The sequence below is a fragment of the Sphaerisporangium sp. NPDC051017 genome (genome assembly GCF_040683095.1).
Lineage (GTDB): Bacteria > Actinomycetota > Actinomycetes > Streptosporangiales > Streptosporangiaceae > Sphaerisporangium.
On record NZ_JBFBCI010000003.1, the window covers coordinates 234,868 to 246,593 of the forward strand.

An 11,726-nucleotide genomic window follows, 5' to 3' on the forward strand; every position below is an offset into this window, starting at 1 on the left:
GCAAATACGGCGCTGACACGGCTGCTCTGCTTTGGGTCTTGCGGGTGAGCGCGCGAAGATTGGGAAATGGACGGGGTTGCACGGCTTCGCATCACGCTGCTCGGCGCGTTCCAGGTGTCTCGCGGTGACGCCGCCCTGCCCGTTCCGGGTGCGCGGTTGCAGGGCCTGCTCGTCCGGTTGGCGCTCGCCGGTGGCCGCGCGGTCGAGCCGGGCGTGCTGGTCGACGCGATCTGGGCCGAGGAGCCGCCGTCCGGCCCCGCCCCCGCCCTGCAGACCCTCGTCTCCCGGCTGCGTCGCGCCCTCACCCCGACCGGCGCGGCCCGTGGCGTGGTCGTGCGGGTCGCGGGCGGCTACCGGCTGGCGGTGGATGCGGCCGATGTGGACGCGCTGCGTTTCGAACAGCTCACCGCCGCCGGTCGGGAGAGGCTGCGGGCAGGTGACCCGGAGGCCGCGGGCGCCGCGCTCGCCGAGGCCGTGGCATTGTGGGGCGACCATCCTGGCGCCGAACCCGCGGTCATCGCCGCGGTCGCGCCCACGGTCGCGACACGGCTGGCACACGTGTCGATCGAGGCGGTCGCCGACCTCGCCGACGCCGAGTTGTCGCTGGGGCGGGCCGAGGTGGCCGCTGCCCGGCTGACGGGGGTGCTGGCCGAGCACACGGTCCACGAGCGGGTGGCCGCGCTGCTGATGGACGCGCTCGCCGCTCAGGGGCGTCAGGCCGAGGCGCTGGCCGTCTACGAGAGGGTCCGCCAGACCCTGGCCGACGTGCTCGGCGCCGACCCCGGCACCGCCCTGCGGGAACGCCATCTGCGCCTGCTGCGCCCCTACCAGCCCATCCTGGTGCCAGACGCCTCGCCTGGAGGCGCTCCGGCCAGGAGCCCGGCGGCTTCAAGAGCCTCGGCCGGGAGCGCGGTGAATTCGAGGGCCTCGGCTCCGATTACGGTGGCGACCGCCCGGGCCACAAGCGTGACGGAAGCGAGCGCGGCAGGCATGAGCCCGGCGGGCGCGAACAGCGAGGGCGGGAGCGCTGCGGCTGTAACCGGTCGCAATGCCGGGTGGCAGGCGGCCACCGAACCCGACCAGATCCGGCCGACCAACCTGCCCGCGCCGCTGACCAGCTTCATCGGCCGCGACGACGACCTCACTCGCATCGGCAGCCTGCTCACTACCGGACGGCTGGTCACCGTCCTAGGCCCCGGCGGTGCCGGGAAGACCCGGCTCGCGTTGGAGGCCGCCCGCCGCCATCGCCACGAATACCCCGACGGCTCCTGGCTCATCGACCTCGCGTCCGTCACCGAACCAGCGAAGATCGCCACGGCCGTGCTCGCCGGGATCGGGCTGCGGGGCGGCGCGATCCTCGACGCCCGCAAGCGAGTCGAAGGTGACGAGCTGGACGTTCTCGTCGGCGAGCTCGGCGGCCGGGAGAGCATGCTGCTGGTCGACAACTGCGAGCACCTGATCGACGCCGTGGCCCACCTGGTCGCGGCGCTGCTGCCCCGCTGCCCCGGGCTGCGCGTGCTCGCCACCAGCCGCGAACCCCTCGCGGTCGACGGCGAGGCGCTCGTGCCGCTGGCCCCGCTCGCGCTGCCCGACCCGGACGATAGCGTCGAACAGGCCCGAAGGGCGGCCTCGGTGCGCCTGTTCACCGAGCGGGCCGCCGCCGTGCGACCCGGTTTCGACGTCGATGAGATCACGCTGCCCGACATAGTGCGCGTGGTGCACGGCCTGGACGGCATGCCGCTGGCCCTCGAGCTGGCCGCCGCCCGGTTGCGGACGCTGTCACTGCCCGACCTGGCCGACGGGCTCTCCGAGCGGTTCCGGCTGCTCACCACCGGCAGCCGTACCGCACCGCCCCGGCACCGCACCCTGCGCGCGGTCATCGCCTGGAGCTGGGAGCTGCTCAACGAGCACGAACGCATCGTCGCCGAACGGATCTCCATCCTGCCCGGCGGCGTCACCCCCGCCTCAGCCGCCGCCGTCTGCGCCGGCACCACCGTGCCCACCGCCGAAATCCCCGAACTGCTCGCCACCCTCGTCGACCGGTCACTGCTGCAGCTCGCGCCCGGCACCGGCCGCTACCGGATGCTCGAAACCATCCGCGAGTACGGCGCCGACCGCCTGACCGGCACCGGCGACCTCGGCACGGCCCGCGACCTGGCCGCCGCCCACTTCACCGAGCTGATGGCCCGCCAAGACTCTCAGCTGCGCGGGGCCGGCCAGCTGACAGCCATGAAGATCATCAGCGCCGAGTACGACAACACGCTCGCCGCCCTGCGCCACCTGTGCGCCACCCGAGACTCTCCCGGCGCGACCGCCCTCGCCCTGACCCTGACCTGGTACTGGCAGATGTTCGGCCGCCACTCCGACGCCGCCTACTGGCTGGGCGAGGCCCTGGCGCTGCCCGGCGGCGGGCCGACGCCGGAGCGCGACTGCGCCCGAGCCGTCTACCTGCTCAACCGGGCGGACATCCTGTCGGGGATCACCGCCGGGGAAGCCGCGGACGACCGGGCGGAGATGCGCGAGGTGGCCGAGCGGCTGCTCGCGCATCCGGAGCTGCCGAGCCACTACCGCGTGTTCGGCCCGGTCCTGCTCTTCCTGCAGGAGGAGCAGGCCGCGCTCGCGATCTTCCAGCGCCTGGCCGACGGAGACGACGTGTGGCTGTCCGGGCTGGCCCACATGTTCCAGGCCGAGATCGCCGAGAACGCGGGCGCGCTCGACCAGACGCGTGTTCACGTGAAGGCGGCCCTGGCCTGCTTCCGGCAGGTCGGTGACCGTTGGGGCCAGGCCGCCACGCTGCCGATGCGCGCCCGGCTGCGGCGATACGACGACCTCGACGGCGCGCTGGCCGACCTGCGCGAGGCCCGGACGCTGGCGCGCGAGTTCGGCTCGCTCAGCCTCGGCGACCAGCTCTACAGCGACCTGCGCTGGATCGACGTGCACATCCGGCGCGGCGACACCGACCGGGCGATCGCGATGATCGACTCCGCCCGGGAGCGGGCGCTGCACGCGTCCTCGGCGGAGATGCTGGTTCTGGTCGACGCGCGGGAGGCGGACTTGCGGGTGCGGCTCGGCGACCTGGACAGGGCGGCCGACCTGCTCGACGACGCCGAACGGGGCCTGCTCGGCGACACCGCGTTCCCCGCGGACCACGCCCGGACGCTGGTCCGCAGCGCACGGGCCGCGCTCTGCCTGGCGCTGGGCGACCTGCCCGGCGTGGAGAAGTCGCTACGGGAGGCGTACGCGGCCGCGCTGGCAACCCGGGAACTGCCGATCCTGTCGCTGGTGACGGTGAACGCGGCCGCGCTCGCCGAGACGCGCGGGCGGCAGCACGAGTCGGCCGTGCTGCTCGGGGCCGCCGCCCGGCTGCGGGGCGCGCACGACCACACCGATCCGCAGGTCCGCGAGCTCACCCGCCGGGGTCAGGCCGCGCTGGGCGGGGAAGAGTTCGCCGCGGCGTACGCGAAAGGCTGGAAGCTGGACGCAAAGACGGCCGTGACCGCGGCTGACCCGGCCTCGGGAATGCACGGCACCGTCAAGAGGTAGCTCGATCACCGGAGCCGCCCGCACCACTCGCCACTCTGACCAGTAGCCATTTCACTCTGCGGCCCGTTTCAGGCGGGCGTCCCGCTTCAAGGGGAAGGGAGCAGGGCGGTACGGTACGGCGGTGGAAACGACTCCCGGGACGCCGATCCGTCCCCGCGGCGCCGAGGCGCGGGCCGCCGGCTTCGGCCTGGACGAGGTGCCCGCGGAAATCCGCGGGCCGGGCCCGCGTCTCGTCGATCTCGCGTGGCGGCGGCTCACCGCGCTCCCGCCCTCGATCGCGACCTTGTCCGGCCCGGAGGTGCTGCGGCTCGACGGCAACCGGCTGACGGGCCTGCCACCCGAGGTCGCGCGGCTCCGGGGGCTACGCGAGATCCACCTGGACGGCAACGCCCTGGACGCTATCTTCCGGGAAGCAGAGTGAACGCGGGCACGTGAACAGGGCGGACCGCCCGCGAAGTGGCGCACGTCGAGCGTGAACACCTCGTTGATCTTCAGACGCTCGGCCACTGCGACAACCGAGGCGTCTACTGCGCCCAGGGGGAAGTCCGCATACCGCTCGACCAGCGCGGCGACTCTGGAGAGGTCAGGCTTGGTCAGTTCGACGAGCGTGAACACGTCCGACTCGAGAGCGCGGAGAAATGCGGCCTCCGGCGCAGCACCGCCGAATCTGGAGATCATGTAGCACACTTCGGTTGCCACGAAGCTGGGAACGAGGAGCTCACGTCGCGCATCGTGGAGGCGCTTGAACTCGCCGACACAGCGTTCATGATCGGCATCATCGGAAATCGTGGCGGCCACAAGTGGGCCGGTGTCGACAACGATCACTTGTCGCGTCCGAAGCCCTCGGCAAGAATCTCCTCGGTCCGGGCGGTTACGTCAGAGCGACCGGCACGGACGGAGCCGAAGAAGGCCGGAGGCCATGAGTCGCTCTCGGCGTGCTCGGCGGAGTGGACCAGTCGCAGTGTGTGCGCGCGGATCTCCCGGAGCTGGTCTCTGGTCAGCTGGTCGACCAGCCGATGCATGTCCTCGTACTCTTCCGGGGCGGCAGCGCTCATGGCTCTGAGTCTACGCGCTGGAACTGATCGTTTCCGAGCCGTGCGATATGCGTGTAATGATCTTGCCGACGAGGGCGAGTGAGCGGGCTCCGGCGCAGGTCAAGAGCATCGCAGAATCGGAAACGGTCATCCGCTGTAAAACCGTCGGCGGCTCCGCGTGTGGCCGGGCGAAGTGGGGCTCAGGCGGGCATGGCGGCGAGGAGGTAGGCGAGGCGGGCCGCGGCGGCCTCGACGTTGTCGGCGGTGCCGAGCCGGTAGCCCCAGGAGGTGAGGAAGACTCCGTCGGAGGTGCAGGTGACGACCTCGTTCAGCGTGCTGCTGAAACGGTTCCGGACGCGGACGGTGACCGGAGTGCCGCCGAGGACGCGCACGGAAAGGTCGATATGTTCGCGGGCCGCGAGGGCGAACCGCTCAAGGCAGGACATGGTGTCCAGCATGCACTCCTCACCTCCACTTCTACCGTAGAAGTCAGGATTGCATGATCTTGGCGTAGCGGGCAAGCAATTGTGAGTATTAGGGAGCGATTGTTGGCCCCAACCGGAATTTTCGGGCTCCAGGCCGGAGGGTTAGGGCGGGTTCATCCAAATATTTCGGTTACGTGGCTTTCAGTGAGTTATGGGGTCGTCCGGTGGGCGAAGTCCGAGAGCACCCGGACGATCACCTCGCGCGCCCTCTCACGGAACACCGCGACCTCGCACAGATCCTCGAAGGCGCTCGCGTAGAACGCGACGTCCTCCGGGTCGCGGAGCTGGAGGTCCTTGGTGCGGGTGGGCACGCCCACGAGGGACTCGTTGTAGATCCAGAAACCGTTGAGCAACGTGGACGGCAGCTCGGCCGAGAAGGGGATCACGCCGAACTCGACGTTCGGCAGGGTGGTCACGGCGAGTAGCCGGTCGAGCTGGCCGCGCATCACCTCGTCGGGGGCGAGCCGGTAACGCAGCGCGGCCTCGGGGACGACGAAGCGGAACCGGCGCTCGGGGTCGTAGAGGATCTCCTGGCGGCGCATGCGGACGCGGATCGCGGCGTCGACGTCGTCGGTGGCGCCGTAGATGCGGCGGACCTTGCAGAAGATGTTGCGCGCGTACTCGGCCGTCTGGAGGAGGCCCATGATGACGCCGGGCTCGAACGCGCGGAACAGCCTGGTGCGCGACTCGAGGTCGCGGATGTCCTCCTGGAGCGCCGCCAGCCCGCTCTTGTGCCGCTGGCGCCAGGAGTCGTGCCGCTCCAGCAGGCCGATGGCCTCGGCGATCAGCTCGTCGATGACCTCGGGCGCCGCCTCGACGGCCTGGCCCCACACCACGACGTCGTCCTCGGTGGCGGTCTGCCGGGCGTTCTCGATGCGGGAGACCTTGGACGCCTGCCAGTTCAGGCGCGCCGCGAGGTCCTTGCCGGACAGCTGGGCCGCCTCGCGCAGGTGGCGGAGCCGGGTGCCCAGGTCGATCCGCGCCTGCTGAAAGCTGCTCACCCTCACCCTCCGGTCGGCCTCGAACTCGCACGAGGTTAGACCGGTCGGGGCTCCGGTGCCATAGGGATCTCCCTATTGGTGATCAACCACCGTGATGTCCGGTTCGGGCCCGGACAGGAGCGTGCGCGCGACCTCCATCAGGAGCGCGCGCGGCACCTCCACGGCCGACTCGCCGTCCAGGACATCGCGCAGGTCGGCCCGGGCGTCCGGGTCGGTGAGCGTGAGGCCCTGGACGACGATCGTGCCCCGGTCGGTCTCGTACAGCGACGGGCACGCGCCGGCCTCGGATGTGGACCCCAGGAACCGCAGGCGCATAAATGTCCTCCTTCCCCGTAATGCTGCCGAAACAGCACAATTGCGCGCAATTGTAGATTATCTGGACATGTCGCGGAGGTCAGTCCCCGGTGACGCCGTCCGCCATCTCTCGAAGAATGTCGATATGTCCGTTATGTCGGGCGGTTTCCTCGATGAGGTGGTGCATGATCCAGCGCAGCGTGACGTACGTGCCGCTCCTCGTGGGCTTCTTCGCCACGGTGTCGAGGTCGGTCACGGCCACCAGCTCGCGGTAGCGCGCGCACTGCTCCTCGTACTCCTTGAGGAGCCGCTCCAGCGGGATCTCGGTCGCGATCCGCATCTCGCGGTCGGGGTCCTCGTCGGTCCAGGGGCCGCGGTCCTCCTCGCCGAGCAGCCGGACCTGGATCCAGGAGTGCTCCACCCACCGCACGTGGCCGACCAGCGCGCTGATGCTCATCAGCGGCGAGGTGGGCAGCGGCGTGGCGCGGGCGTCGTCCTCGGCCAGGCCCTCGCACTTGGCGTGGACCGTGGCCCGGACGTAGTCGAGCATGGTGGTCAGTGTGGCGCGTTCATCCCAGGTGGGAGGTGTGTCCGTTCGCGTCATGGAAGGAGCCTGCTAGACCCGCGCCTGCCTGTCCAACGGTTATGGGAATCGGGACCACCACCGCCCTGAGCTCCTCTCCCAGTGCCTTGGCCTGGGCGTCCATGCGCGGGCTCGCCGCCACGCCCCGCCCGAGCAGGCCGTGCACGACGAAGTTCAGCGCGCGCAGGTTCGGCAGCCGGTGGCGGTCGATCCGGCACGAGGACAGGGCCGGGAGGAGGCTCCGCAGCCGCTCGGCGGTCAGGAAGCCGTCCAGCCAGGCGTACTCGGCGTCCGTGCGCACCCAGACGCCGAGGTTGGCGTTGCCGCCCTTGTCGCCGGACCGGGCCCCCGCGACCGTCCCCAGCGGGACCTCCCGGACGGTGCCGCCGCACTCCCCGCCCGCCGCCGGGCTCGCGGCGCCGGGATCGCCCGTCGTGCCGTCCGGAACCAGGGCCTCGCCGCCCGGAGCCAGGGCCTCGGCGGGCGGGTGATCGGCGGGGGAGTCCTGCCAGGCACGCGCGTCGCCGAACCACACCTCGGCCCGCACGGCGCCGGCGGGGACGGCGCCCGGCCAGTACACCCCGTACGCCGACGCCTCGCCCGGAGGAGTGAGCGCGTAGAACCCCGGGAAGCTCGCGAGCCCCGTCTCGACGACGGCGGAGGAGAACGCGCGCCCCGCCTTCTTCTGGTCGGCGTCCATCACCGTGACGCGCAGCAGCGCGAGCGCGCCCGGCCCGTCCGGCGCGGCCAGGGGCGTCAGCTCCACGTGCACCTGGTCGAAGGACTCGCGCGGGACGCGGGCGAACACGGCGTCCAGCGAGACCCGCGCCTTGGCCTCGATGTCCAGGCCGGTGAGGACGAGCGTCATGGTGTTGCGGTAGCCGCCGAGGTGGTTGAGGGCGACCTTCAGCGTGCCCGGCGGCGGTTCGCCCCGGACGCCCGAGACGCGGACGCGGTCCTCGTCGTCCGGTTCCAGGTGGATCGTGTCGAACCGTGCCACGACGTCCGGGCCGAGGTAGCGGGGCGAGCCGATCTCGTACAGGAGCTGCGCGGTCACCGTGCCGACCGACACGCGGCCGCCCGTGCCCGGGTGCTTGGTGATCACGCTGGAGCCGTCGGCGTGCAGTTCGGCGATCGGGAAGCCGCAGTGCGCGAGATCGGGCACCTCGGCGAAGAACGCGTAGTTGCCGCCCGTCGCCTGGCAGCCGCACTCGATGACGTGCCCGGCGACGACCGACCCGGCGAGCGCGTCGAGGTCGCCCGGACCCCAGCCGAACCGCCACATGCCCGGGCCGGTCACCAGCGCCGCGTCGGTCACCCTGCCGGTCACCACGACGTCGGCGCCGAGCTCCAGGGCTGCGGCGATGGGCCGGCCGCCGAGGTAGGCGTTGGCGGTCAGGGGCGCGGCCTCCAGCCGCTCACCGGTGTCGAGGTTCACCAGGGCGCCGAGGGCGCCGAGATCCCGCCCGGTCAGGTCGTCGCCGGTCACGTGCGCGACCCGCGCGTCCAGCCCGAGCCGGCCGGCCAGCTCGGCGACGGCCCGCGCGCACCCGGCCGGGTCCAGACCGCCCGCGTTCGACACGATTTTGATGCCCCGGTCCAGGCACGTGCCGAGGACCTGCTCCATCTGGGTGAGGAACGTGCGCGCGTACCCGGGGCGGCCCTTCAGCCGGTTGCCGGCGAGGATCAGCATGGTGAGCTCGGCCAGCCAGTCCCCGGTGAGCACGTCGATCGGCCCACCCTCGACCATCTCGCGGGCGGCCGACAGCCGGTCGCCGTAGAACCCGCTGCAGTTGGCGACGCGCAGCGGGGCGCCGGAGGTCGTCACGTGGCGGGGTTCCCGGCGGAGGGGACCCACGAGGCCGGGCGCTTCTGCATGAAGGCCCGCAGACCCTCCTGTCCCTCGGCGGAGGTGAAGCGCTGGGCGGACAGCTCGGCCATGCGCCGCATGCCCTCGTCCACCGTCATGCCCGGAACCTCCCGGACCAGCCGCTTGGTGATCGCCAGCGCCTCGGGGCCGCCGCGCAGGAGCATGTCCGCGTACCGCGCGACCGTGGCGTCGAGCTCCTCCGCCGGGACGGTGCGGGTCAGCAGGCCGATCTCGGCGGCGCGCGCGGCGTCGAACACCTCGCCGGTGAGGAAGTACTCGGCGGCGGCGCGCGGGTCGAGCCGCCGCAGCACCGTCACCGAGATCATCGCGGGGACGACGCCGAGCCGCACCTCGCTGAACGCGAACGTCGCCGAGTCGGGCGCGATGGCGAAGTCGCACGCGGCCACGAGCCCGAGCCCTCCGGCGCGCGCGGTGCCGTTCAGCCGGCAGACCACCGGCTTGGGGCTCTGCCAGATCAGGCTCATGATGCCGGGGAAGGAGGCGGTGACCGGCGCGTCGTCCGGGCGCTCGGCGCGCGCGGGCGCCTGCTCCTTGAGGTCGGCACCGGAGCAGAACACCGGGCCCGTGCCGGTGAGCACGATCACGCGCACGGCCTCGTCGCCGATGGCGTCCTGCAGCGCGCGCTCCAGCTCGCCGAGGAGGCGCACCGACAGCGCGTTCCGGTTGGACGGCGAGTCCAGGGTGACGGTGGCGACCCCGCCCCCCGTCTCGTGGTGGACCAGCGTGGTCACCGCAGCACCTTCCTTCTCACTGAGCCTCCTCGATCACGGCCAGGACCGCCCCCGCCTCCACCTGGAGGCCGGGCGTCGCGTTCAGCGCGGACAGCACCCCGGCCGAGGGGGCGCGGATCTCGTGCTCCATCTTCATCGCCTCCAGCGTCAGGATCGGCTGCCCGGCGGCGACCAGGGCCCCGGACGCGACCTCGACCCGCAGGACCGTACCCGGCATGGGGGCGAGCAGGGAACCGGGGGCGAGCCGCGCGACCGGCTCGGGGAGCCTGGGCAGCGCCGTCAGCCGGACCGAGCCGAGAGGGGAGTCCACGCACACGTCGTCATGCGCGGCGTCGTGCGCGCGGGCACGCGCGCCGCCGGGGTACCGGGCGACGGTGAAGGGCCGGGCGACCCCGGCGACGTCGAGGACGACCAGCGCGGGGGTGGCCGAGACGAGCCGGACGTCATCGAAGCCCTCGGCGCGCAGGCCGTCGCGGGTCAGCCGGTAGGCGATCTCGACCCGCCCGCCCGGCCCCTCGAACGCGGCGCGCTGCGGCTGGGAGGGGACGTTGCGCCAGCCGCTCGGCAGCCCGCCCAGCACCGGCGCGGCGGCCCGGCGACCCGCGGCGAGCGCGAGCGCGGCGGCCAGCGCCGACAACGGCACCCCCGCGACGGCCGGGGCCCTGGACTCGGCCCGGGGCTCGGCCTCTGATCCGGTCTCGAAAGCGGCCTCGGATCCGGACTCTGATCCGGTCTCGGAAGCGGACCGGGCCACGGGCGCGGACGCCGTGCCGGACGCGGACGCCGTTCCAGATGCGGGCGCCGGCACGGACGTGAGGTCGTGGACGTCCAGGAAGCCGGTGTGGGTGTCGCCCGCCAGGAACGCCTCGTGCCGTAGTACGCGCACGAGCAGGTCGCGGTTGGTGGTCAGGCCGTGCACGCGCGCGCGGGCCAGCGCGGACGCGAGGCGCCGCGCCACCGCCGCGCGCTCGGGCCCCCAGGCGATCACCTTGGCCAGCATCGGGTCGTAGTGCGTGCCGACGCGCGACCCCGTCTCGACCCCCGAGTCCAGCCGCAGGCCGTACGCCGCCCCGGCGGGCGTCCCGAAGCGGGCGTCCACGCCCGGCACCTCGAACAGGCGCAGCGTGCCCGCTTGGGGACGCCACCCGTCGGCGGGGTCCTCGGCGTACAGGCGGACCTCGATGGCGTGGCCGGACGGCTCGGGCGGCTCGGCGGCCAGGCGGGCGCCCTCGGCGACCTCCAGTTGCAGGCGCACCAGGTCGACGCCGTACACGCACTCGGTCACCGGATGCTCGACCTGCAGGCGGGTGTTCATCTCCAGGAACGCGACCGTGTGCCCGTGAGCGTCCTCCCGGACCAGGAACTCGACGGTGCCCGCCCCGGCGTAGCCGATCGCCTTGGCGGCCCGGACGGCGGCCTCGCGCAGCTCCTCGCGGACGGCGGGGGACAGGCCCGGGGAGGGCGTCTCCTCGACGACCTTCTGGTGGCGGCGCTGGATCGAGCACTCGCGCTCGCCCAGCGTCCAGACGGTGCCGTGGGCGTCGGCGAGGACCTGCACCTCGACGTGGCGGGCGTGCTCCAGCAGGGGCTCGACGAACACGGTGCCGTCGCCGAAGGCCGCCAGCGCCTCGCCTCCGGCCGCTTCGAGCGCGGACGCGAGCCCGGCCGGGTCGCGGACGACGCGCATGCCGCGCCCGCCGCCGCCCGCCGAGGCCTTCACCAGCAGCGGGTACGGCAGGCCGTCCGCGGACTCGGGGGAGACCGAGGCGAGAACCGGCACCCCGGCCTCGGCCATCAGCGCCTTGGCCTCGATCTTGGATCCCATGCGGGCGATCGCGTCCGGCGACGGCCCCACCCACGTCAGCCCGGCGGAAAGGACGGCCCGTGCGAACGCGGCGTTCTCGGACAGGAAGCCATAGCCGGGGTGGACGGCGTCGGCGCCCGCCCGCAGCGCCGCGTCCACGACCGCCGCGATGTCGAGGTAGGTGTCGGCGGGCCTGGCACCGGGCAGCCGCACGGCGTGGTCGGCCTCGGCGGCGTGCGGGGAGCCGGCGTCGGCGTCGGAGTACACCGCGACGGTCTCAATGCCGAGGTCGCGGCACGTGCGGAAGACACGGCGGGCGATCTCGGCGCGGTTGGCCACCAGCAGGCGACTGATCATGGG

Annotated in this window: 10 protein-coding genes and 1 pseudogene; 2 read left to right on the forward strand and 9 right to left on the reverse strand. The window is 72.8% G+C overall.

Annotation, left to right across the window (positions count from 1 at the left end):
• Positions 1-66 precede the first annotated feature (66 nt).
• Both AB0M95_RS05100 and AB0M95_RS05105 read left to right on the forward strand, forming a co-directional pair.
• Positions 67-3,543: a BTAD domain-containing putative transcriptional regulator gene (locus tag AB0M95_RS05100; RefSeq protein ID WP_363759689.1), complete on the forward strand. Its 3,477-nt coding sequence runs from the start codon at positions 67-69 to the stop codon at positions 3,541-3,543.
• A gap of 121 nt (positions 3,544-3,664) precedes the next feature.
• Positions 3,665-3,964 carry a hypothetical protein gene (locus tag AB0M95_RS05105; RefSeq protein ID WP_363759800.1) on the forward strand — a complete coding sequence of 100 codons (300 nt, stop codon included), beginning with the start codon at positions 3,665-3,667 and terminating at the stop codon, positions 3,962-3,964.
• Between the two features lie 98 nt (positions 3,965-4,062).
• Here AB0M95_RS05105 and AB0M95_RS05110 read toward each other — a convergent pair.
• The 9 genes and pseudogenes from AB0M95_RS05110 to AB0M95_RS05150 all read right to left on the reverse strand — a co-directional run.
• Positions 4,063-4,368: pseudogene (locus AB0M95_RS05110) on the reverse strand (PIN domain-containing protein); the annotation flags it as partial.
• Entirely contained in the window at positions 4,365-4,598 is a 234-nt protein-coding gene (locus AB0M95_RS05115) for a hypothetical protein (protein ID WP_363759692.1), read from the reverse strand. The pseudogene AB0M95_RS05110 and the gene AB0M95_RS05115, both read right to left, overlap by 4 nt.
• Positions 4,599-4,777: 179 nt before the next feature.
• Positions 4,778-5,035: a hypothetical protein gene (locus AB0M95_RS05120; protein ID WP_363759695.1), complete on the reverse strand. Its 258-nt coding sequence runs from the start codon at positions 5,033-5,035 to the stop codon at positions 4,778-4,780.
• Between the two features lie 176 nt (positions 5,036-5,211).
• Positions 5,212-6,063 (reverse strand): helix-turn-helix transcriptional regulator, encoded by an 852-nt coding sequence (locus tag AB0M95_RS05125; protein ID WP_363759698.1) that lies wholly within the window; start codon positions 6,061-6,063, stop codon positions 5,212-5,214.
• 72 nt (positions 6,064-6,135) lie between these two features.
• Positions 6,136-6,378 (reverse strand): hypothetical protein, encoded by a 243-nt coding sequence (locus AB0M95_RS05130; RefSeq protein WP_363759701.1) that lies wholly within the window; start codon positions 6,376-6,378, stop codon positions 6,136-6,138.
• Between the two features lie 79 nt (positions 6,379-6,457).
• A complete protein-coding gene (locus AB0M95_RS05135) occupies positions 6,458-6,961 on the reverse strand; it encodes a DinB family protein (protein WP_363759704.1) in 504 nt (167 codons plus the stop codon).
• On the reverse strand, positions 6,927-8,768 hold the full coding sequence (locus AB0M95_RS05140) for an acyclic terpene utilization AtuA family protein (RefSeq protein ID WP_363759707.1): 1,842 nt from the start codon (positions 8,766-8,768) through the stop codon (positions 6,927-6,929). The genes AB0M95_RS05135 and AB0M95_RS05140 overlap by 35 nt, the downstream gene beginning before the upstream one ends.
• Positions 8,765-9,562 carry an enoyl-CoA hydratase-related protein gene (locus tag AB0M95_RS05145; protein WP_363759710.1) on the reverse strand — a complete coding sequence of 266 codons (798 nt, stop codon included), beginning with the start codon at positions 9,560-9,562 and terminating at the stop codon, positions 8,765-8,767. The genes AB0M95_RS05140 and AB0M95_RS05145 overlap by 4 nt, the downstream gene beginning before the upstream one ends.
• A 16-nt stretch (positions 9,563-9,578) precedes the next feature.
• The gene (locus AB0M95_RS05150; RefSeq protein WP_363759713.1) at positions 9,579-11,723 is read right to left on the reverse strand and encodes a biotin carboxylase N-terminal domain-containing protein; all 2,145 of its coding nucleotides are present in this window, start codon (positions 11,721-11,723) and stop codon (positions 9,579-9,581) included.
• Between the last annotated feature and the right edge of the window lie 3 nt (positions 11,724-11,726).